This is a genomic window from Gemmobacter lutimaris (assembly GCF_003570715.1).
Classification (GTDB): Bacteria; Pseudomonadota; Alphaproteobacteria; order Rhodobacterales; family Rhodobacteraceae; genus Gemmobacter; species Gemmobacter lutimaris.
Map to the genome: position 1 here is coordinate 263,204 of NZ_QXXQ01000004.1, position 20,810 is coordinate 284,013.

Sequence of the window (20,810 nt, forward strand, 5' to 3'; positions counted from 1 at the left end):
TATCCAGATGGCTTTCAAACCGCTTCATGACCGTGTTCTGGTCAAGCGCGTCCAGAGCGACGAAAAGACCAAGGGCGGTCTGATCATCCCCGACAGCGCCAAGGAAAAGCCCGCAGAGGGTGAAGTCGTCTCCTGCGGCGAAGGCGCCCGCAAGGATTCGGGCGAGCTGATCCCCATGACGGTGAAGGCGGGCGACCGCATCCTGTTCGGCAAATGGTCGGGCACCGAAGTGACGCTGGAAGGCGAAGAGCTTCTGATCATGAAGGAAAGCGACATCCTCGGCGTCATCGCCTGAGGTCGGTCTTCCTGATCCGGGGGCCGGCGACGGACCCCATTTTCTGAAATTCAAGACAACTGGAGCAAGCACATGGCTGCCAAGGACGTCAAGTTCGATACCGATGCCCGCGACCGCATGCTGCGCGGCGTGAACATCCTCGCCGATGCCGTGAAAGTGACCCTCGGCCCGAAAGGCCGCAACGTGGTCATCGAGAAGTCGTTCGGTGCCCCGCGCATCACCAAGGACGGCGTTTCCGTCGCCAAGGAAATCGAACTTCAGGACAAGTTCGAGAACATGGGCGCGCAGATGGTGAAAGAAGTCGCCTCGCGCACCAATGACGAGGCCGGCGACGGCACCACCACCGCGACCGTGCTGGCGCAAGCCATCATCAAGGAAGGCCTGAAGGCCGTCGCCGCGGGCATGAACCCGATGGACCTGAAGCGCGGCATCGACATGGCCACCGCCAAGGTCGTCGAGACCATCAAGGGCGCCGCGCGTCCGGTGAAGGACTCGGACGAAGTTGCCCAGGTCGGCACCATCTCGGCCAACGGCGAAGCCCAGATCGGCCGCTTCATCGCTGACGCGATGCAGAAGGTCGGCAACGAGGGTGTCATCACCGTCGAAGAAAACAAGGGCATGGACACCGAAGTCGAAGTCGTCGAAGGCATGCAGTTCGACCGCGGCTACCTGTCGCCCTATTTCGTCACCAACCCCGACAAGATGGTCGCGGAGCTGGAAGACGCGCTGATCCTGCTGCACGAGAAGAAACTCTCGTCGCTGCAACCGATGGTCCCGCTGCTGGAAGCGGTGATCCAGTCGCAAAAGCCGCTGATCATCGTGGCCGAAGACGTGGAAGGCGAGGCTCTGGCCACGCTCGTCGTCAACAAGCTGCGTGGCGGCCTGAAGATCGCTGCCGTGAAAGCTCCGGGCTTCGGTGATCGTCGCAAGGCCATGCTGCAGGACATCGCCATCCTGACCGGCGGTCAAGTGATCTCGGATGACCTCGGCATGAAGCTTGAGAATGTCACCATCGACATGCTCGGCAAGGCGAAGAAAGTCTCGATCAACAAGGACAACACCACCATCGTCGATGGCGCCGGTGACAAGGCCGAGATCGAGGCCCGCGTGGCCCAGATCCGCACCCAGATCGAAGAAACCACCAGCGATTACGACCGTGAGAAGCTGCAAGAGCGCGTGGCCAAACTGGCTGGCGGCGTTGCGGTGATCCGCGTCGGTGGTTCGACCGAGATCGAAGTGAAAGAGCGCAAGGACCGCGTGGATGACGCGCTGAACGCGACCCGTGCCGCCGTTCAGGAAGGCATCGTTGTCGGCGGTGGCGTGGCGCTGGTTCAGGCTGGCAAATCGCTGGACGGCCTCACCGGCCAGAACAGCGACCAGAACGCCGGTATTGCGATCGTCAAGCGCGCGCTGGAAGCGCCGCTGCGCCAGATCGCCGAAAACGCGGGCGTCGATGGCGCCGTGGTGGCCGGCAAGGTGCGCGAGTCGGTTGACAAGAACTTCGGCTTCAACGCCCAGACCGAAGAATATGGCGACATGTTCACCTTCGGTGTGATCGACCCGGCCAAGGTGACCCGCACCGCACTGGAAGATGCGGCCTCGGTTGCCTCGCTGCTGATCACCACCGAAGCCATGATCGCCGACAAGCCCGCCGACAAGTCGGCTCCGGCGATGCCGGGCGGCATGGGCGGCATGGACGGCATGATGTAATCTGCCGGACCATCGGTTCAGGGAAGGGCGCCTCTCGGGGCGCCCTTTTCCTTTTGGGAACCCTTGCAAGGCAGGTGTCAGGCCCGCAGATGCCGGCTGTCCGGCGAAAGCCAATCCGGCCGCTCCCCGGTCGTGATCAGTGTGTTCATCGCCTCCAGCGGGGCAATGCGATGAGGGGATGTGGCGTCAAGCTTGTCAGGCGTCGCAAGCACCACAACCTCGGCCGCTGCGCGCAGAATGCGGGCCTTCAGCCGGGCCTCCTCGGGGTGGCCGGTGGTCAGGCCGGTCTCGGGGTGAAGGCCTGTCACCCCCAGAAATGCAATGTCCGCGCGCAGATTTCCGTAGGCCTCGGCCGCCTCCACCCCGGTCGCCACCATCGACAGACGCAGGATCGGCCCACCGATCAGCAGGATCTCGATCCATGGAAAAGGCTCCAGCGCCGCCGCGATGGCGGGGGCATGGGTGACGACGGTGCAGGCCAGCCCCGGCGGCAGCGCCGCCACCAGCGCCAGATGCGTGGTGCCCCCGTCAAGGATCACGATCTGCCCCGGCCGGATCAGCGCCGCCGCACGGCGCCCAAGTGCCGCTTTGGCCTGTGGGTGCAGGCTGCGGCGCACGGCAACCGGCGCATGGGTCGGCGATAGCGGCAGCGCACCGCCATGCACCCGCAACAGCCGCCCTTCGGCAGCCAGATCCCGCAGATCGCGGCGGATGGTATCTTCCGACACCCGCAGCTCGACGGCCAGATCCGTAGCCATCAGACGCCCATCCCGCGCAAGGCGGTCAAGCAGCAAGGCTTTACGGGTGCTGGTCAGCATGTCTGGAATCCTTGATATTGCACGAATCAGCATAAACGTGCAAAAACTGCCAGACAAGCACGGAGATGCCCATGTTGATCCTCATCGCTGGCCCTTATCGTAGCGGAACGCAGGATGATCCTGCGCGGATGGCAGCGAACCTGGCCCGGATGGAAGCCGCAGCCTGGCCGCTGTTTGAAAAGGGCCATGTGCCGATGATCGGGGAATGGGTTGCCTTGCCCGTGCTGCGCGGGGCAGGGGGCGATGTTGTTGGCGGGCCACTTTATACAAGCGTCATGTATCCGACCGCGCATCGCCTGCTGGATATATGCGACGGGGTGCTGCGCCTGCCCGGCGCCTCGACCGGCGCTGATGAAGATGTGCGCCGCGCCATGGCACGCGGCATTCCGGTCTGGCTCCGGCTGGAGGATGTGCCCGCGGCGTGACCCGGACCTTGGACCTTGGCAGGGATTGAGGTTGCGCGTGGCAGCGCCTAGCCTCACGCAATGCACCTGTTGCTCCTCACTCTGTTGACGCTTTGCGCCTTCGCGGCGAATTCACTGCTGAACCGCGCCGCTCTGGCCGGGGGCGTGGCCGATCCGCTGGCCTTTGCCGCCATCCGCGTCGGGGCCGGGGCGGTCATGCTTCTGGTTTTGTTGCGATTGCGGGGCAAATCCCTCATTCCGGCCAAACCCGTTCCGGTGCTGGCCCTGACCGTCTATATGCTGGGATTCTCGCTGGCTTATCTGGAGCTTGAGGCCGGAACCGGCGCCCTGATCCTGTTCGGCGGGGTCCAGATCACCATGTTTGCAGGGGCTGTTCTTGCGAAAGAAGCCATTCCGGTTCGACGCAGCCTTGGTGCGGCGCTGGCCTTTGCCGGGCTGGTCTGGCTGATGCTGCCCGCTGCCGGGGCAGTGCCGTCGCTACGGGCAGCGGCGCTGATGCTGATCGCGGCAATCGGATGGGGGATCTATTCGCTCGCGGGCCGCCGTGCCGCCGATCCGCTGGCCGCCACGGCCACGAATTTCGTCTGGAGCCTGCCTCTGGTCGGACTGCCGCTGCTCTGGCCCGGCGCCACAATGCCCGGCACAGAGGGCTGGATTCTCGCCTTGGCTTCCGGTGCCATCACCTCCGGTCTCGGCTATGCGCTCTGGTATGCGCTGGTGCCGCAACTGGGGGCGGGACGCGCCGCCGTAGCCCAGATGGCCGTGCCGGTCATAGCCTTGCTGGGCGGCGTGGCCTTGCTTGGCGAAATCCCCGGCCTTCCCGCACTGGGCGCCTCTGCGGTGGTGCTGGCCGGGGTCGCCCTCGCAACTCTGCGGCGCCGCTGACCCAAGACCCTTTGCTTCTTGCAAAAATACTCATGTAACGTCGCCGCAGCCACGCGGCAGGGCAAGCAGGCCGCCACACCCGCAGGCCATGGCAATGCCGGGCGCGGGGGCTCGATGCCCCCAAGACCGGCGCCCCTTAGCCCTTGATCCGGTTCACATGGCCCATCTTGCGGCCAGGCCGCGCCTCGGCCTTGCCGTAAAGGTGCAGCGCCGCATTGCGTTCGCCCGCGATCTGCGGCACGCGCAGCACGTCGTCGCCGATCAGGTTTTCCATCACCACATCGGCATAACGGTTGCCATCGCCCAGTGGCCAGCCTGCGACTGCGCGAATATGCTGCTCGAACTGGTCCACCGCGCAGCCGTTCTGCGTCCAGTGGCCCGAGTTATGCACGCGGGGCGCGATCTCGTTCACCAAAAGGCCCTGCGGTGTCACGAAAAGCTCCACCCCCATCACCCCGACATAGTCCAGCGCGTTGAGGATGCGGGCCGCGATCAGCACCGCATCGGCGCGCTGCGCGGCGCTCAGCCGGGCGGGCACGGTGGTGGTGTGCAGGATACCGTCGCGGTGCACATTCTCGCCGGGGTCATAGCAGGCCACCGCCCCGTCAAGCCCGCGCGCAGCGATGACCGAGACCTCGTGGCTGAAATTCACGAACCCCTCCAGCACCGCCGCCGCGCCGCCCATGGTGGCAAAGGCCGCTTCGGCATCGTCCGCCGTGCGGAGCCGCGCCTGCCCCTTGCCGTCATAACCCAGCCGTGTGGTCTTCAGAATGGCAGGCGCCCCGATGCGCTCCAGCGCGGCGCGCAGATCGTCAAGGCTGTTCACCGCGGCATAGGGCGCGACATTCAGCCCGAGTCCGGTCAGGAAGTCCTTCTCGGCAATCCGATCCTGGCTGACGGCCAGCGCGCGGCGGTTCGGGCGGATCGGCTTCGCCGCCTCCAGCAAATCCAGTGCGGCGGTGGGGATATTCTCGAACTCATAGGTGATGACATCGACCGAGGCCGCAAAGGCCGCCAGCGCCGCCGCATCTTCATACCCTGCCGTCGTCACCCGGTCCGCCACATGGGCAGCAGGCGGGTTGGCGGCAGGTTCGAACACATGGCTGCGGAACCCCAGCCGGGCCGCCGCGACGGAAAGCATCCGGCCAAGCTGGCCACCGCCCAGAATGCCGATGGTGGCGCCTTGGGGAAGAGGAGTGGTCATGCGGTCACCAGCCCCTGACAGCCCGAGGCGCGGCCCCCGGCGGGGTTATTCGTCAACGGGTTCGTCAGGGATCGAGGCAGACAGCGCGTCGCGCCAGGCTTCCAGCCGTGCCGCAAGGTCCGCGTCATGCAGTGCGAGGATGCCCGCCGCCATCAGCCCGGCATTGGCCGCACCTGCCGCACCGATGGCCATGGTCGCCACCGGGAAGCCCTTGGGCATCTGCACGATGGAATAAAGGCTGTCCACGCCCGACAGCGCGCGGGTCTGCACCGGCACGCCGATCACCGGCACGCGGGTTTTCGACGCCATCATGCCCGGCAGATGCGCGGCGCCGCCGGCGCCCGCAATAATCACTTTCAACCCGCGCTCCGCAGCGGTCTTGCCATAGCTCCACAGCCGGTCGGGGGTGCGATGGGCCGAGACGATCTTCGCCTCGTAAGGGATGCCCAGCTCATCCAGAATGGCCGCCGCTTCGCGCATTGTCGGCCAGTCGGACTGGCTGCCCATGATGATTCCGACTTCGACGGCCATCCGCATCCCCCTTTGTTTGCAGGGGCTTTAGCGCGCGGCACCCCAAGGGGCAAGTGCCGATGCCGGTCAGGCGATGATGTCGGGGATCAGCTGGTCCTCGATCTTCACGATCTGGTCCTTCAGGGCCAGTTTCTGCTTTTTCAGCCGCCGCAGCGTCAACTGATCGGGGCGGCCCGTCGCCTCCAGCGCGCCGATGGCCTCGTCCAGATCGCGGTGTTCACGCCGCAGCACCTCAAGCTTGATGCGCAGCATCTCGTCGAGGTTGAGTTCCATAGAGGCGTTCATGGCAATCCTGGCGTCGCTCTGTTGTCTGAGTCGTTGGCTTCGGGTTTGAGAAGTATAGTCTTTTTCATGTCTTTGGGGAAGAAAACTGCGCCGGCCCAACCTTGGTGCACGGGGTTGCGCAGGGGGCGATGGCGCCCCATATTCAGCTCAGGGCCGGATGCCCGCAGGGGTCCGGCGCGATATGTCGCTTCAGTCAAGGGCAAGTCGATGACCAAGATCAGTTTCGGATCGCACCCCTATCTGCTGGGCTTTGAACAGCTTGAACGGCTGGTCGAACGCACCGCGAAGGGCTCGGGCGAGGGCTATCCGCCATTCAATATCGAGGCGGTGTCGGAAAATGCCTATCGCATCACGCTGGCCGTGGCGGGCTTCCGCGAGGAAGAGCTTTCAATCACAGTCGAGGACCGTCAGTTGGTCATTCGTGGCCGCCAGTCTGACGACGAGGGCGAACGGGTGTTCCTGCATCGCGGTATCGCCAGCCGCGCCTTCCAGCGCAGCTTCGTGCTGGCCGACGGGGTCGAGGTTTCGGGGGCTCATATGGAGCACGGTCTTCTGCACATCGACCTGCGCCGAATCGTTCCCGATACCGTGGTGCAGACCATCCCGATCCGCACTTCCCGCAGCGCCGCCGAGGCGCCGGTAAAGCGGATCGAGGCAAAGTGAAAGGAGACGGATCATGGATGTGAAAGTCGATTTTTTCCCCGAAAGCGCGGATCGCATCGTCTATGTGCGTCCCGTTGCGGTGGCTGACCTGCCCGAGGAAATCCGCAATCAGGCCGACGGGATCGCCGTGCTTTACGCCGTGCACCGTCCCGATGGTGAAAGGCTTGCCCTGGTGCGCGACCGGGCGCTGGCCTTCGCGCTGGCGCGGCAGAACGATCTGGCCCCCGTCAGCGCGCATTGAGGAGCCGCCCGTGCGCGGGCGGTTTCGGCTCAGGGGCTTTCAGGGCCAGATGCCGAAAGTCTTGCGCAGATATTCTGCGCAGACCCGGTTTGCCCCGGCCCTGTCCATTCCGTTTTCATTGTGATGCAGCAAAGGCTCGATCAGCCGGGTTTCGGTAACCATGTCGCCGCGGCGGCAGCCGGACCCCACCCAGATCTTGCGTCCGGTGAGCTCCAGCATGCCTGACAGCCAGATATCATCGACCAAGCGGGCGGCGGGGGGCATCTCGAACACACGTTCGTCCAGCCAGTCCGACCGGATCATTGCCCCGGCGAAGCCGCAGAGCAGGCTGGCATAGCCCGGCTCACGCACCACATCCAGTGGCCGCCCGTCCGGCCCGCGTCGGGCGCGTCCGTCGGCCAGTTCATCCTCGGTCGGCGGGCCCAGAACCACATGCGGTGCGGGGGGCGTGCTGCGCTTCAGTCCGGTCTGGCGAAACAGGTTGGTGCCGAATTCCGCCAGCGCGTCCAGCGGTCGTTCCCGCCGCATCGCTGCGAAACGCGCAGTCCAGTCGGGATCATACCTGGCGTCATCGTCGCAGAACAGCAGATCGACAGGCGCGGTCCGGTGACGGCAGATGGCGGGCAGAACCTTGGTGGCAGGGCCCCAATCCTCGTCATGATCCACGACGGTCACCCAGTCCGGCAGGGCCGGAAGGGCGGGGCGGGTGCCGGGAAAGCGGCGATAGCGGCGCGGCAGATGCAACTCGACCGCGCGCGGGCGATGACGCTGTGCGCCGATGGCATCGAATACCTTGCCCAGATGTCCATAGCGCGGCGGGATACTGGTCAGGGTCACGATCATGGGCGGGCACTTGCGGCAGGCTGAGAGGAGGATAGAGCGGGATGCGACACTTGCGCCGCATCCCCAATGAATCAGCCAGATCGCGCTGCCGCAACCCCTGTTTCAATCCGCCGGGGTCTGTTGCCCGATAAAAGGCATCAGTGCCCGGCCAGCCAGCGTTCTGCATCCAGCGCCGCCATGCAGCCCATCCCCGCGCTGGTTACAGCCTGCCGGTAAACATGGTCTGTCAGGTCGCCCGCAGCGAAAACACCGGGAATCGAGGTGCGGGTGGAACCCGGCTCGACCTTCACATAGCCGCCGTTGTGCAACTCCAGCTGGTCTTTCACCAGTTCCGACGCCGGGGCATGGCCGATGGCCACGAAGAAGCCCGCGCAGGGCACATCGGTCATCTCGCCGGTCTGCACGTTTCGGGCGCGGACGGCTGTCACGCCCAGCGGTGTTTCGGTGCCCAGAACTTCGGTCACCTCGTGGTTCCACAGCAGTTCGAGCTTCGGGTTCTTGAACAGCCGCTCTTGCAGAATCTTTTCGGCGCGCAGGGAATCGCGGCGGTGGATCAGCGTGACCTTGCTGGCGAAATTGGTCAGAAACAGCGCCTCTTCCACGGCGGTATTGCCGCCGCCGATCACCACGACCTCTTTCCCGCGATAGAAGAAGCCGTCGCAGGTGGCGCAGGCAGAGACGCCGAACCCCTTGAATTTCTCCTCGCTCGGCAGACCCAGCCATTTGGCCTGCGCGCCGGTTGCCAGAATCACCGCATCGGCGGTGAAGGTGGTGCCGCTGTCGGCCTGTGCCACAAAGGGTCGCTGCGACAGATCAAGGCTTGAGATATAATCGCTGACGATCTCTGCCCCCATGGCGCGGGCATGGCTTTCCATGCGGACCATCAGGTCCGGTCCCTGAACCTCGGTATCGCCGGGCCAGTTTTCCACCTCGGTGGTGATTGTCAGTTGCCCGCCGGGCTGAAGGCCCTGAACCAGAACCGGCTCCAGCATGGCGCGCGCGGCATAGACGGCTGCGGTGTACCCTGCCGGGCCGGAACCGATGATCAGGAGGCGGGTGTGCCGGGAGTCGCTCATGGAAACCTCGTTGAAAGCTTTGCTTCTCATATAAGGGCGGCAGGGCAGGGTGGCAAACCCGGCGGCGCCGGGCGGCAGATCGAATTTCTGTCATCGGGCGAAATAATATTGCGCCTGAGGCCGCAAAATCCTAATGTCCGCGCAAAACGTCGGGCCACCTGCTACAAGGGCCCGCGCAGCAAGGATATCTTTACATGGCCGGCTCCAAACTGGACCCAATCGACCGTCACATTCTGGCTGAGCTTCAGGCTGACGGGCGGATGACCAATGTCGAGCTTGCCAAACGGGTGGGCATATCGGCGCCGCCCTGCCTGCGCCGGGTGCGGACGCTGGAGGAATCGGGCTATATCAAAGGCTACCACGCCGATGTCGATGCGCGCGAACTTGGGTTCGAGGTGCAGGTTTTCGCAATGGTGCGGCTGCAAAGCCAGGCCGAGGCCGACCTCAGCGCCTTCGAGGCGCGCTGCCGGGCCTGGCCGCTGGTGCGCGAGTGCCATATGCTGAACGGCGAGATCGACTTCATCCTGAAATGTGTCGCGCCCGATCTTTCGACTTTCCAGAGTTTCCTGACAGCGGAACTGACCGCCGCCGACAATGTGGCCAGCGTGAAGACCAGCCTCGTGATCCGCTGCGCCAAGGATGAACCGGGGCTTCCCTTCGACGTTCTGGAAGCGCGGCTGAGCAAGACCGCCTGATCGGTTTCTTTCCCGAAGTCTGGTTAAATCATCCTCAACCGGAACATCCGGCCTGACGAGCATGCGGGCCGAATGTTCCGGCCGACAGGTGGCAGCCGAAAACACACAGGCGGCCCCTTATCGCTGCGCAGAGGTTCGCAGCGGGGCCGCCCGCACTGAGCTACACAACCTGTTGCGGATGGCGGGGAGCCAAATTGGGGCAAGGACTTACCGCGCCACCATCCGTTCTCGAGGACTGTGGCAAAGGTGGCTGAAATCTGGCGTCTTGTCAAAGTCCTAGCGATTTTGTGGCGACAGCGGCGGAAATGTGGCTGGTCATACGGCCATTGTTTCTTGGTTTGCGGATAAAGACAGATGCGCTGTCGAAATCTTTCCCCTTGAACGATCATTTCACCGCGAATCACGCAACGCGAAAGGCCGCATCCCCAGGGACGCGGCCTTTTCGGTCAGTGTCGGGCTGCGCCTGTGGCGCGGCAGGAAACGGGGTCAGCGGGCAGCCTGGGCGCGCGCAGGCTGGGCCACGGCTTTCAGCGCCTGGGGTTTGCGTCGCGCACCACGCTGCCAGGGCATTGCGGGTTGGGTGTTTTCCGAAGCGGCGATCACCGATTTCAGCCAGCGGCGTTCTTTCTTCATGTCCTGCTCCTGCATCCTGCATCTGCCCGGTCCTGCGGGCTTTCCATGCTCAGAAAATGCCGGGGATTTGCGGCAGGCTTGCGGGGGGATTGTGGCAATCCGTCAAATTAGACAGATTTTTCCGAGGCCGGATCGGCCGCTGAATGGGCCTTGTTTTCCACGTTTCGGAAACGATATGGCGTGATTGTTTCGCAAATTGCGGCAAATCGCGGGCAGACCTGCCGCAATCACAACCGGATGCAGGAGATCAGCCGCCCGTAATCGGCCTCGCCGCGATGGGTGGTGCGGCGATAGGAATAGAATCGCTCGGCATCGGCATAGGTGCAATGGCGCGTCCATTCGGCCTCGCCCACGCCCGCCGCGCGCAGGCGCCACAACGCATAGCCCGGCAGGTTGAACAATGCGCGGTCGCCCTTGCCATTGGCGAAGAAGCGGGCGGTTTCGCGATCTTCGTCAATGAAGGCTTCGACAAATTCGGGGCCGACCTCATAGGCGGCCTGGCTGATCGTCGGCCCGATCACGGCGCGGATGCGCGCGCGATCAGCCCCAAGGGCCTCCATCGCTTCCAGCGTCGCCTCCAGCACGCCTTCTTTGGTGCCGCGCCAACCGGCATGGGCGGCGCCGATCACCTGTGCCGTCGCGTCGGCAAACAGCACAGGCTGGCAATCGGCGGTCAACACACCCAGCACCAGCCCCGGAACCCGCGTCACCATGGCATCGGCCTGTGGCGGGGGGCCCGCCTGCGGGCCGGTCACGGTGATCACATCGGCGGAGTGCACCTGATGCACACTGACAAGCGCCGCAGCCTCCACCCCCATGGCCTGTGCGACGCGGCCACGGTTGATCGCAACCGCCTCGGCCAGATCGGAAGAGCCGCTGCCGCAGTTCAGCCCGGCAAAGATGCCGGAAGAGGCCCCGCCCTTGCGTGTGAAAAAGCCGTGCCGGACGGGGGCGAGAGTCTGGGAGGTGATGATTTCGATCATGGTTTGTCTCGGGGCGGTTCCGCCGGAAAGCCCGGCGGCGGTGCGGTGCCGGGGCGATGCAGGGCCAGCGCCTTGAACAGCGTTCCCATTTCTTCGGGATCGGTCAAGCGCCGAGTTGCCGCCAGATGCGACTGAAGCGCCGCACCGTCCAGCCTTTGGGCCAAAGCGGCCGCGCGTGCCTCGATCCCCAGCGCGCCCAGCAGCGCCCCCTGCGTGGTATAGGCGGCCGGGCAGGGCGTCGCTTGGGCCAATGCGGCAAAATCGACATGCGCGGTCAGATCGGCGGCGCCGGGGGCGGCCAGCGGATCGGTGAAGGCGTGGTTGCGGAGCGCCTGAAACGTATCGCCGCGCGACTGCCAGCCGCCATAATCGAGGATCAGCGCCACCCCGCCGTGCTGCGTGATGCGTGCGCCGAGGGGTGCCATCACCGGCAGGGCGGCGGGACAGATTTCCACTACCTCGCCCGGCGCCGTGTCGGCCAGCCGGTGATCCAGCGCGGCAATCGGCAGGGCCGGGCCGCGCGCCAGAGACAAGGCGCCGTCGCGCAAGGTGACGACGGTTTCCTCCCAGCCGGTCGCGGCCCGTGTGAATTGCCGGATCGGCAGGGCGTCGAAGAATTCATTCGCCAGCAGGAACAGCGGTGCCTCGGGCAGATCGTTCGCGCTGTCCAGCCATGTGACCGGATGTGCGCCCAACGTGGCGTGCTGGCGGGCACGCAGGGCGGGCGAGGCCTCGACCAGCGTGATCTGTGCGGCCCCATGAAAGCCCGGCACCCGCGCGGTGGCGCGCAATACATCGGCCATCAGCGTGCCACGTCCGGGGCCAAGCTCGGCCAGCGTGAAAGGCGCAGGCGCGCCAAGGTCAAGCCAGCTTTGGGCGAGGCACAGCCCCAGAAGCTCGCCGAACATCTGGCTGATTTCCGGCGCGGTGATGAAATCACCCGTCTGCCCGAAAGGCTCATGCGTCGTGTAATAGCCGTGATCGGGGTGCAGCAGACATTCGCCCATGTATTCCGCCAGCGTCATCGGCCCTGCGGCGGCGATACGGGCGCGCAGGATCGGCTTAAGCGGAGTCATCGGCGCTCCGACGGGCATTAACGATAAAGTAAGCTCCTGCGAGGATCATGGGCAGGGACAGCAACTGACCGGCCGTCAAACCGTAACCGCCAAGATGGAGGTAAAGACCCAGAGGATTGTCAGGTGTCACGAATTGGGCATCGGGCTGGCGCACGAATTCCACCAGAAACCGTGCAAGACCATAGCCTGCGATGAAGGTGCCCGCGATCAGACCGGGGCGACGGAAGGCGCTGGCGGCGCGGAACGCCATCCACAGCAGCAGCGCGCCAAGGATCAGCCCCTCCATCCCCGCTTCGTAAAGCTGGCTGGGGTGGCGGATGCAGGGCATGTCCAGCGTGGCGCAGGATTGTGCGGCTTCACCGGGGAAGGCCACGCCCCAGGGCAGGGTGGTCGGGCGCCCCCAAAGCTCGGCATTGACGAAATTCGCCAACCGTCCGAGCAACAGGCCCGGCGGGGTGGCCAGTGCCAGCAGATCGGCAGTGGTCAGCATCGGGATACCTTCGCGCCGACAGAACAGCGCCGCCGCAACGATGACGCCCAGAAAACCGCCGTGGAAGGACATGCCGCCTTCCCAGACCCGCAGAATCTGCGCGGGATGTTCAAGGTAGAAGCCGGGTTGATAGAACAGCACATAGCCCAGCCGCCCGCCCAGAACGACGCCGAGGATGATCCAGGTCAGCAGCCGATCAAGCTGTTCCCCTGTCATCGGCGGATTGCCGGACCAGAAGCGCGGTGTGGTCAGCACTCGAAGCACCAGACGCCAGCCAATCAGCAGACCGGCGATATAGGCCAATGCATACCAGCGCAGCGCGAAGGTGACCCCGAACAGATCGACCGAGAACACGTCGGGCGACAGGTCGGGGAAGGGGATGTAGCTCATTCCGGCCTCCGTGACCCCGGTTCGGGTGGGGCCTTTCGCTTGTGTTGCGGGGCTGCGGCATTGTCAACCGCAGCCGTCCCGGCCCTTGATGCGCCGGGCGACAGGCCGCATATAGGGCCGAAGAACAGGAGTAGCCCGATGCAGACGCGCAGCAAGTTTCTGGACGACATGTCGCAGCTGATGACCAATGCCATGGGTGTGGCCCAGGGCGCGAAGACCGAGGCCGAGACGGCGATGAAAAGCCTGATGGATCGCTGGATGGCCGACCGCGATTTCGTCAGCCGCGAGGAATTCGACGCCGTGCGCGCCATGGCGCAGAAGGCGCGCGAGGAAAACGAGGCGCTTTCGGCCCGGATCGCGGCGCTGGAAGCGAAGCTGAAGTAAGCGGCTGTTTTCGGGGTTGCGAAACGCCCCGGCCCGGTGCTAATCGGGCAGCAGAGCGGCGGGTATGGTGTAGTGGTAGCGCCTCAGCCTTCCAAGCTGATGGGGCGGGTTCGATTCCCGCTACCCGCTCCAGTTTTCCTGAAACTTCAGTGTGTCTGACAGTAGCTCTGCGCGCTTTCAGCGTAATCAAAAAGGCCGGGGATGCCCCGGCCTTGTCTGTTCCTGAACCCGCTTCGACCCGGATCAGAGATTGTCGGCCTGCGGCATGCCGAGGACGTGGAAGCCACCGTCCACGCGCACCACCTCGCCGGTGGTGAAGGCGCCGTAGTCGGAGCACAGCCAGACCGCCGTGCCGCCAACAGCCTCCAGCGTCGCATTCGACCGCAGCGGTGCGTTCTGTTCGGTGTGCCGGTAGGTCGCGCGGGCGCCCCCGATGGCCGCACCCGCCAGCGTCTTCATCGGGCCGGGCGAAATCGCGTTGACGCGGATCTTCTGCGGGCCAAGATCGTTCGCCAGATAGCGCGTGGCGCTTTCCAGCGCGGCCTTGGCCACGCCCATCACGTTGTAATTCGGCGTGACGCGGTTCGATCCCTGGAAGGTCAGGGTGATCAGGCTGCCACCTTCCGGCATCATCTCGGCCGCGCGGCGGCTGACGTCGATGAAGGAAAAGCACGAAATATCAAGCGAGTGCTTGAAGTTTCCACGGCTGGTATTGATGAACCGGCCCGTCAGCTCGTTCTTGTCGGAGAAGGCGATGGCGTGGACGAGGAAATCCATCGTGCCCCAGCGATCCTTCAGCGCGCCGAAGCAGGCATCGAGGCTTTCATCGTTGGTCACATCGACATCCACAAGGAAATCGCTGCCGACCGAGGCCGCCAGCGGCTCCACCCGCTTGCCGAAGGCTTCACCCTGATAGGAAAACGCCAGTTCCGCGCCCTCGTCGGCCAGCGCCTTGGCGATGCCCCATGCGATCGAGCGTTCGTTGGCGACGCCCATGACAAGCCCGCGCTTGCCTTTCATCAGATCCGCCATGCCGGCTCTCCCTGAAACGGGGGCGTTCAGCCCCGGTATTTGCTCATGACCAGCGTGGCATTGGTGCCGCCGAAGCCAAAGCTGTTGGACAGCACGGAATCCAGCTCCACCCCCTCGCGGTAGGTGGTGACGATTTCCTCGGGCTTCAGTTCGGGATCAAGCTGGGTGACATTGGCCGAAGCGGTGATGAAATCCCCGTTCAGCATCAGCAGCGAATAGATCGCCTCATGCACCCCGGTCGCGCCCAGGCTGTGCCCGGTCAGCGATTTGGTGGAGGAGATCGGCGGCACATTGCCATCGCCAAAGACGCGGCGGACGGCCTTCACCTCTGTCACGTCGCCCGCAGGGGTCGAGGTGCCGTGGGCGTTGATATAGTCGATCTTGCGGCCTTCCGGCAGGGTGGCGACCGCAAGCCGCATCGACCGTTCGCCGCCCTCGCCCGAGGGGGCCACCATGTCGTGACCGTCAGAGGTGGCGCCGTAGCCGGTGACCTCGGCATAGATCTTCGCACCGCGCGCAAGAGCGTGGTTCAGCTCTTCCAGCACCACCACGCCACCGCCGCCGGCGATGACAAAACCGTCGCGGGTGGCATCGAAGGCGCGGCTCGCGGTGGCGGGGCTGTCATTATATTTCGACGACATCGCGCCCATGGCGTCGAACAGGCAGGACAGCGTCCAGTCCAGTTCCTCGCCGCCGCCGGCGAACACGATGTCCTGCTTGCCCATCTGGATCAGTTCGACGCCGTTGCCGATGCAATGGGCCGAAGTCGAACAGGCCGAGGTGATCGAATAGTTCACGCCCTTGATCTTGAAGGGCGTCGCAAGGCAGGCGGAATTCGTGCTGCTCATGCAGCGGGTCACCATGAAGGGGCCCATGCGCTTGGGCGCGCCCTTTTCGATGACAATCTGATGCGCCTGAAAGAAGTTCGAGGTCGAGGGCCCGCCCGATCCGACGATGATGCCGGTGCGTTCGTTCGACACGTCGCCCGGCTCCAGCCCGCTGTCGGCCACCGCCTGGTTCATGGCGATGAAGTTATAGGCGGCACCCGGCCCCATGAAGCGCAGGTCGCGCTTGTCGATATGGTCTTCCAGCACGATCTGCGGCATGCCGTGGACCTGGCTGCGGAAGCCGTGTTCGGCATATTCGGGCGAGAAGACGATGCCGGATTTCCCGGCGCGCAGGCTGGCTTCCACCTCGGCGGCAGTGTTGCCGATGGGCGAGACGATACCGATGCCGGTGATGACGACGCGACGCATGGTGTTCATTCCTTCCGGGATCAGGAGGCCGAGAGGGCGACCTTCATGTCGGTGACTTGATAGATGACCTCGCCATCGGCTTCGACGATGCCGTTGGCCACGCCCATGGTCAGGCGGCGGGTCTGGAGGGCCTTGGTGAAATCGACCTTGTAGGTCAGCAGCTTGCGGTCGGGCCGCACCATGCCGGTAAGCTTCACCTCGCCCACGCCCAGCGCATAGCCGCGCCCCTGCCAACCGCGCCAGCCAAGGTTGAAGCCGGTCAGCTGCCACAGCCCGTCAAGGCCAAGGCAGCCGGGCATGATCGGGTTGCCGGGGAAATGGCAGTCGAAGAACCACAGGTCGGGGGTGATGTCGAATTCGGCGACCACATGGCCCTTGCCATGTTCGCCGCGATCTTCGGAAATGTCGGTGATGCGGTCCATCATCAGCATGGGCGGCGCCGGAAGCTGCGCATTGCCCGGACCGAACAACTCGCCCCGTGCGCATTTCAGCAGATCGTCCTTGGTGAAGCTTGTCGGAAATGCCGCCATCTGGCCCTTTTCTCCCTTTATCCTTGGTCCCCTCTATCACCCCGGTCTTGGCCGTGGCAAGGGTGGCGGGCGGTGTGGCCGCGCGTGGCGGGGCATTGTCGCCGGGCGGGCATGGCTGGGCGGCAATTACGGGCAACGGGGCAGGGTGAAGGCAAATGCGCGGCTATCGGATGTTTCTGGCCGCTTCCGGGCTGGCCAATCTTGCGGATGGCGTGGCAACGGTTGCCTGGCTCTGGGTGGCGACGCTGCTGACGCGGGATGCGGCGCTGATCGCTTTGGTGCCGGTGGCGCTGCGGCTGCCCTGGCTGCTGTTTGCGCTGCCCGCCGGGATCGTAGCCGACCGGATGGACCGGCGGCGGCTGATCGTGACGATGGACGGCTTACGCGCGGCGGGGTTCGGTGCGGCGGCGCTGGCGCTTTGGGTGGCCTCGCCTTTGCCTGCGGCCCCCGCCAGCGGGGTCAGTTCGGTGCCTCTGTTCGTGGCGCTGTGTCTTTCGGCGCTGACCGTGGGTGTGGCCGAGGTCTTTCGTGACAATGCGGCGCAATCCTTCCTGCCCGCCCTTGTTGCCTCGGAAGGGCTGGAACGCGCCAATGCCCGGCTCTGGCTGGTGGAAAGCGTGGGGAATGCGCTGGTCGGCCCCGCGCTGGGGGCGGCGGCGCTGGGTCTGGCGCTGGCGCTGCCTTTTGCCGGCAATGCGCTGGCCTACGGGCTGGCCGGATTGATGATCGCGGGCATCGCCGGGGTGCAGGCGCCCCCGCGCGCCACGGCCTCGCGCAACTGGCGGCGCGAACTGGTCGAGGGCTGGGCCTTCCTGCGCGCCTCGCCGCTGCTGCGGATGCTGGCGGTGGCGACCGGGTTCTGGAACATGTTCGACAGCATGGTGATGTTCGCGCTGGTGCTGCTGGCGCAGGAAAAGCTCGGCCTGCCTGCCGGGCAATATGGCATGGTGCTGGCGGCGGCGGCGCTGGGGGGCATTGCCTCGGGGCTGGTGGGGGACCGGGTGGTCCGTGCCATGGGGGCGGTGCGGCTGATGCGGGTGGCGATGTTCTCTGGCGCGCCCTGTTTCGCCGCCATGGCGCTGGCGCCCGGCCCGGTGACGGTGGGGCTGGCGCTGGGCATGGCCTGGTTCTGGGGGCTGAACTGGAACATCGTCTCGGTCTCGACCCGGCAGCGGCTGGTGCCCGATGCGATCCGGGGCCGGGTGAACAGCCTTTACCGGCTGATGGCCTGGGGGATGATGCCGGTGGGCTCGGTCCTTGCCGGGCAGGTGATCGGGCTGTCCGAGGGGCCAATGGGCCGCATCGCCGCGCTGGAGGCGCCGCTCTGGATTGCGGCGCTTGGAACGCTGCTGCTGACGGCGCTTGTCTGGCGCCCGCTGGGCACCTATCTGCCGCAGGTGTTGTTGCAGAGGTAACAAAAACGGGGAATGGGTTTGAAATCCCCGGCCCGCGCGCTTAGACTGCAATGATCCTTGGCACCGGAAAGCAAGATGACCGAGACCGCTGACGACATGGTGATGGCACGCGCAACCGGCTGGCTGGCGCAGGGCGGCTTGCGGCCGACCCGGCAGCGGCTGGCGCTCGCCTCGCTTCTGGTGGGGGATGGCGCGGATCGCCATGTGACCGCCGAAAGCCTCTATGCCGCCTCGATCTCGGGTGAGGAAAAGGTCAGTCTTGCCACTGTCTACAACACGCTGCGCGCCTTCTGCGAGGCGGGGATCATGCAGGAAGTGGTGGTGGACGGGTCGAAAAGCTATTTCGACACAAGGATGGACGATCATCCGCATTTCTACTGGGAAGATGACGGCAGGCTGACCGATGCGCCCGCCGACCAGCTGGAAATCACGCGGCTGCCCGATGCGCCGGAAGGCGCCGAGATCGCGCGGGTCGATGTGGTGATCCGCTTGCGCCGGAGCTGAGCGCGCCGCTACACTGTCCGCAATCGGCTGCGCGCGCGGCCATGTCCTTGTGATTGCGGAGTTTCCGAATGCGTATACGGTCTGTTGTTCTGGCTACCCTGCTGGGGGCGTCGCTTGTCCTGACAGGGCTGTTTGGGTCTGCGCAGGCCGACAGCGCGGGCAGGGGCATCGTCTGGACCGACCGCATCGACCTGCGTCCGCCGGAAGGCATCGGCCGTTATCCGCGACTGGTGAAGCTGCGTCAGGGCGCCCATGCCGGGGATCTGCTGCTGTTCTACCAGACCGCCGAGATGGGCGGCGATTTCTGGATGTATCGCTCCACCGACAACGGCCATAGCTGGGGCACGGCGGTCAAGGTGAACGACGCCAACAAGACCTGGAACTATGCAAGCTGCAACGTGATCGAACTGGCCGATGGCCGGTTGATGATGTCGATGCAGCGGCGCCTGCGCGGGTCCAACCTCGCCAAGGACTATTACATGGATGTGCGCTATTCCTTGGACGGGGGGCAAAGCTGGGGCGCGCCACAGCAGGTGTTTCAGGGGGCCAACTGGGAGGGGCGGCCGATTCAGGTGCCCGCAGATGCCAATGGCGACGGTAACCGCGACATCTATCTGTTCTACACCCAGCGCGCAGTGCCGACCTATGTGGCGGCGGAACATGCCAGCCGGTCCGAGGATTATGGCCGTGCCGTCGCGTGGATCGTGTCTTATGACAATGGCTGGACATGGACGGACCCGAACCCCGAGCGGTTCACCGGCCGCATCGTGCACCGCAACTTCGTGGAACCGCGGGGCGTGACGCAATCGAACAAAAGCGGCGGTGGCATGCCCACGCCCTTCATCCTGCCCGGTCCGCGCATCGCCTTCGTGGCCGAGGAGATCGACAAGGCGGTGTCACCCTATGTGGTGGCCAGCGATCCTGGCGACTGGGGGTGGACGGGCAAGGCGTTTTCCGGGCCGTGGACCAGCGCCGATTACGACGGCTTTCAGGATGACAGGGTTTATCCCGATTCCCCGTCAAATGCCTGGCGGATGAATGACAAGGAATTCGGCGGCGCACCCTATGCCACGGTTCTGGCCGACGGCCGCGTGGTAGTATCGGTGAACACCCGGCATCGCATCAATGTCTGGCTGGGCGACCGCAATGCCCGCAACTTCGCGGAACAGAAGCGCCCCTTCGGCGGCGATGCGGCCTTCTATTCCTTTGTCGAGCCGCTGTCTGACCGGGAAATCCTTGTCGGGGCCGGGCCGGTGGATGGCAGCCAGAGCTTCATCTACCTGCGGCGGGGTTCGATCCGCTGAGTGTTCACGGAACGGGTTTCGCGCGACACAGTTGTGTGAAGATGTGTCACAAAACTCGCAATTGCGACGGATCATGCGCATCTGACGTAAAAAGAGCAGCATCGCCCTGCGACAGGGCCATGTGCTGCCTGGATTTTGCAGCCCCGTGCGGGGGATCACATTCCGCAGGGGCCAAGGGGGTCAGACAATGAGCACCTATACCAATCTTCCCGCACCCAGTCCCGAACAGGGGCTGAACCGCTATCTTCAGGAAATCCGCAAGTTCCCGCTGCTGGAACCTGAAGAGGAATACATGCTGGCCAAAGCCTGGGTGGACCGTCAGGATCCGGCCTCGGCGCACCGGCTGGTCACCAGCCATCTGCGGCTCGCCGCCAAGATCGCCATGGGCTATCGCGGCTATGGCCTGCCGCAGGCCGAGGTGATTTCCGAGGCGAATGTGGGCCTGATGCAGGCGGTCAAACGGTTCGACCCTGAAAAGGGCTTCCGCCTTGCCACCTATGCGATGTGGTGGATCCGCGCGGCCATTCAGGAGTATATCCTGCGGTCGTGGAGCCTTGTGAAACTGGGCACCACCTCGGCGCAGAAGAAGCTGTTCTTCAACCTGCGCAAGGCCAAGGCCAAGCTGGGCGCGCTGGAGGAAGGCGATCTGCGTCCCGAAAATGTGGCCCAGATCGCCAAGGATCTGTCGGTGACCGAGGACGAGGTCATCGCCATGAACCGCCGCCTGTCGGGTTCGGACGCTTCGCTGAATGCCACCGTCGGTTCGGATGGCGACGGCACGACGCAATGGCAGGACTGGCTGGAGGACGAGGACAGCGATCAGGCCGGCGCCTATGAGGAACGTGACGAACTGGATGCGCGGCGGGAGCTTCTGACGCAGGCGATGGCTGTCCTGAACGACCGTGAGAAGGACATCCTCGTCCAGCGCCGCCTGTCAGACGAGCCGGTGACGCTGGAAGACCTGTCTGAAAGCTATGGCGTCAGCCGCGAGCGGATTCGCCAGATCGAGGTGCGCGCCTTTGAAAAGTTGCAGACGCGCATGAAGGAACTGGCCCGTGGCAAGGGCATGCTGATCGACGCCTGACGGGCGCGGCAGGGGCGGCCTTCGGGCCGCCCTTCATCATCTCGGCCAGCATCTGATC

General features: G+C 64.9%; 25 protein-coding genes and 1 tRNA gene. 13 read left to right on the forward strand and 13 right to left on the reverse strand.

What is annotated here, in order from left to right; all coding sequences use genetic code 11:
• Nucleotides 1–7: 7 nt before the first annotated feature.
• Both D2N39_RS09635 and groL read left to right on the forward strand, forming a co-directional pair.
• Nucleotides 8–295, forward strand: coding sequence for a co-chaperone GroES (locus D2N39_RS09635; protein ID WP_054301737.1), 288 nt, complete (start codon nt 8–10; stop codon nt 293–295).
• 72 nt (nt 296–367) lie between these two features.
• Nucleotides 368–2,005: a chaperonin GroEL gene (groL, locus tag D2N39_RS09640; RefSeq protein ID WP_119134568.1), complete on the forward strand. Its 1,638-nt coding sequence runs from the start codon at nt 368–370 to the stop codon at nt 2,003–2,005.
• A gap of 77 nt (nt 2,006–2,082) precedes the next feature.
• On the opposite strand, the gene D2N39_RS09645 is transcribed toward groL, so the two are convergent.
• Complete coding sequence (locus D2N39_RS09645; RefSeq protein WP_119134569.1) at nt 2,083–2,823, reverse strand: DeoR/GlpR family DNA-binding transcription regulator; 741 nt, start codon at nt 2,821–2,823, stop codon at nt 2,083–2,085.
• Nucleotides 2,824–2,894: 71 nt separating this feature from the next.
• Here D2N39_RS09645 and D2N39_RS09650 point away from each other — a divergent pair, with 71 nt between their 5' ends.
• Nucleotides 2,895–3,248 carry a hypothetical protein gene (locus D2N39_RS09650; RefSeq protein ID WP_233557103.1) on the forward strand — a complete coding sequence of 118 codons (354 nt, stop codon included), beginning with the start codon at nt 2,895–2,897 and terminating at the stop codon, nt 3,246–3,248.
• 60 nt (nt 3,249–3,308) lie between these two features.
• Nucleotides 3,309–4,133 carry a DMT family transporter gene (locus D2N39_RS09655; RefSeq protein WP_119134570.1) on the forward strand — a complete coding sequence of 275 codons (825 nt, stop codon included), beginning with the start codon at nt 3,309–3,311 and terminating at the stop codon, nt 4,131–4,133.
• Nucleotides 4,134–4,269: 136 nt separating this feature from the next.
• Here the strand turns inward: D2N39_RS09655 and D2N39_RS09660 are convergent, their stop codons facing one another.
• The 3 genes from D2N39_RS09660 to D2N39_RS09670 all read right to left on the reverse strand — a co-directional run bounded on the left by D2N39_RS09660 (nt 4,270) and on the right by D2N39_RS09670 (nt 6,153).
• Nucleotides 4,270–5,337: a 5-(carboxyamino)imidazole ribonucleotide synthase gene (locus D2N39_RS09660; RefSeq protein ID WP_119134571.1), complete on the reverse strand. Its 1,068-nt coding sequence runs from the start codon at nt 5,335–5,337 to the stop codon at nt 4,270–4,272.
• Nucleotides 5,338–5,382: 45 nt separating this feature from the next.
• Nucleotides 5,383–5,868, reverse strand: coding sequence for a 5-(carboxyamino)imidazole ribonucleotide mutase (purE, locus tag D2N39_RS09665; RefSeq protein ID WP_119134691.1), 486 nt, complete (start codon nt 5,866–5,868; stop codon nt 5,383–5,385).
• A gap of 66 nt (nt 5,869–5,934) precedes the next feature.
• Nucleotides 5,935–6,153, reverse strand: a complete 219-nt coding sequence (locus D2N39_RS09670) for a YdcH family protein (RefSeq protein ID WP_119134572.1) — start codon at nt 6,151–6,153, stop codon at nt 5,935–5,937.
• Nucleotides 6,154–6,360: 207 nt separating this feature from the next.
• Here D2N39_RS09670 and D2N39_RS09675 point away from each other — a divergent pair, with 207 nt between their 5' ends.
• Together D2N39_RS09675 and D2N39_RS09680 are read left to right on the forward strand one after the other, a co-directional pair.
• Complete coding sequence (locus D2N39_RS09675; RefSeq protein ID WP_119134573.1) at nt 6,361–6,816, forward strand: Hsp20 family protein; 456 nt, start codon at nt 6,361–6,363, stop codon at nt 6,814–6,816.
• 13 nt (nt 6,817–6,829) lie between these two features.
• Nucleotides 6,830–7,057 carry a DUF1150 family protein gene (locus D2N39_RS09680; protein WP_119134574.1) on the forward strand — a complete coding sequence of 76 codons (228 nt, stop codon included), beginning with the start codon at nt 6,830–6,832 and terminating at the stop codon, nt 7,055–7,057.
• Nucleotides 7,058–7,096: 39 nt separating this feature from the next.
• On the opposite strand, the gene D2N39_RS09685 is transcribed toward D2N39_RS09680, so the two are convergent.
• Nucleotides 7,097–7,900 carry a hypothetical protein gene (locus D2N39_RS09685; protein ID WP_119134575.1) on the reverse strand — a complete coding sequence of 268 codons (804 nt, stop codon included), beginning with the start codon at nt 7,898–7,900 and terminating at the stop codon, nt 7,097–7,099.
• 137 nt (nt 7,901–8,037) lie between these two features.
• Nucleotides 8,038–8,976 carry a thioredoxin-disulfide reductase gene (trxB, locus tag D2N39_RS09690; protein WP_119134576.1) on the reverse strand — a complete coding sequence of 313 codons (939 nt, stop codon included), beginning with the start codon at nt 8,974–8,976 and terminating at the stop codon, nt 8,038–8,040.
• 194 nt (nt 8,977–9,170) lie between these two features.
• Here trxB and D2N39_RS09695 point away from each other — a divergent pair, with 194 nt between their 5' ends.
• A complete protein-coding gene (locus D2N39_RS09695; protein WP_119134577.1) occupies nt 9,171–9,671 on the forward strand; it encodes an Lrp/AsnC family transcriptional regulator in 501 nt (166 codons plus the stop codon).
• 486 nt (nt 9,672–10,157) lie between these two features.
• On the opposite strand, the gene D2N39_RS22850 is transcribed toward D2N39_RS09695, so the two are convergent.
• The 4 genes from D2N39_RS22850 to lgt form a co-directional block, all read right to left on the reverse strand.
• Nucleotides 10,158–10,304 (reverse strand): hypothetical protein, encoded by a 147-nt coding sequence (locus tag D2N39_RS22850; protein WP_158589800.1) that lies wholly within the window; start codon nt 10,302–10,304, stop codon nt 10,158–10,160.
• A 227-nt stretch (nt 10,305–10,531) separates the two neighbouring features.
• Nucleotides 10,532–11,287, reverse strand: coding sequence for a peptidoglycan editing factor PgeF (gene pgeF, locus D2N39_RS09700; protein ID WP_119134578.1), 756 nt, complete (start codon nt 11,285–11,287; stop codon nt 10,532–10,534).
• Nucleotides 11,284–12,363: a class I SAM-dependent methyltransferase gene (locus tag D2N39_RS09705; RefSeq protein WP_119134579.1), complete on the reverse strand. Its 1,080-nt coding sequence runs from the start codon at nt 12,361–12,363 to the stop codon at nt 11,284–11,286. The genes pgeF and D2N39_RS09705 overlap by 4 nt, the downstream gene beginning before the upstream one ends.
• Nucleotides 12,350–13,243, reverse strand: a complete 894-nt coding sequence (gene lgt, locus D2N39_RS09710) for a prolipoprotein diacylglyceryl transferase (RefSeq protein ID WP_119134580.1) — start codon at nt 13,241–13,243, stop codon at nt 12,350–12,352. Before lgt ends, D2N39_RS09705 begins: the two co-directional genes overlap by 14 nt.
• A gap of 138 nt (nt 13,244–13,381) precedes the next feature.
• Here lgt and D2N39_RS09715 point away from each other — a divergent pair, with 138 nt between their 5' ends.
• Together D2N39_RS09715 and D2N39_RS09720 are read left to right on the forward strand one after the other, a co-directional pair.
• Nucleotides 13,382–13,627, forward strand: coding sequence for an accessory factor UbiK family protein (locus D2N39_RS09715; protein ID WP_054301750.1), 246 nt, complete (start codon nt 13,382–13,384; stop codon nt 13,625–13,627).
• Nucleotides 13,628–13,685: 58 nt separating this feature from the next.
• Nucleotides 13,686–13,759 (forward strand) — tRNA-Gly (locus D2N39_RS09720).
• Between the two features lie 111 nt (nt 13,760–13,870).
• On the opposite strand, the gene D2N39_RS09725 is transcribed toward D2N39_RS09720, so the two are convergent.
• The 3 genes from D2N39_RS09725 to fabA are packed head-to-tail and all read right to left on the reverse strand — an operon-like array spanning nt 13,871 to nt 16,445.
• Nucleotides 13,871–14,659: an enoyl-ACP reductase FabI gene (locus D2N39_RS09725; RefSeq protein WP_119134581.1), complete on the reverse strand. Its 789-nt coding sequence runs from the start codon at nt 14,657–14,659 to the stop codon at nt 13,871–13,873.
• A 26-nt stretch (nt 14,660–14,685) separates the two neighbouring features.
• On the reverse strand, nt 14,686–15,915 hold the full coding sequence (gene fabB / locus D2N39_RS09730; RefSeq protein WP_119134692.1) for a beta-ketoacyl-ACP synthase I: 1,230 nt from the start codon (nt 15,913–15,915) through the stop codon (nt 14,686–14,688).
• A 20-nt stretch (nt 15,916–15,935) separates the two neighbouring features.
• Nucleotides 15,936–16,445: a bifunctional 3-hydroxydecanoyl-ACP dehydratase/trans-2-decenoyl-ACP isomerase gene (gene fabA, locus D2N39_RS09735; RefSeq protein ID WP_119134582.1), complete on the reverse strand. Its 510-nt coding sequence runs from the start codon at nt 16,443–16,445 to the stop codon at nt 15,936–15,938.
• A 155-nt stretch (nt 16,446–16,600) separates the two neighbouring features.
• Here fabA and D2N39_RS09740 point away from each other — a divergent pair, with 155 nt between their 5' ends.
• From D2N39_RS09740 to rpoH, 4 genes are all read left to right on the forward strand, one after another.
• Nucleotides 16,601–17,860, forward strand: coding sequence for an MFS transporter (locus D2N39_RS09740; RefSeq protein ID WP_119134583.1), 1,260 nt, complete (start codon nt 16,601–16,603; stop codon nt 17,858–17,860).
• A 75-nt stretch (nt 17,861–17,935) separates the two neighbouring features.
• Entirely contained in the window at nt 17,936–18,364 is a 429-nt protein-coding gene (gene irrA / locus D2N39_RS09745; protein WP_119134584.1) for an iron response transcriptional regulator IrrA, read from the forward strand.
• Nucleotides 18,365–18,432: 68 nt separating this feature from the next.
• Nucleotides 18,433–19,668 carry a sialidase family protein gene (locus D2N39_RS09750; protein ID WP_119134585.1) on the forward strand — a complete coding sequence of 412 codons (1,236 nt, stop codon included), beginning with the start codon at nt 18,433–18,435 and terminating at the stop codon, nt 19,666–19,668.
• A gap of 187 nt (nt 19,669–19,855) precedes the next feature.
• Nucleotides 19,856–20,752, forward strand: a complete 897-nt coding sequence (gene rpoH, locus D2N39_RS09755) for an RNA polymerase sigma factor RpoH (RefSeq protein WP_119134586.1) — start codon at nt 19,856–19,858, stop codon at nt 20,750–20,752.
• The last annotated feature ends 58 nt before the right edge of the window (nt 20,753–20,810 follow it).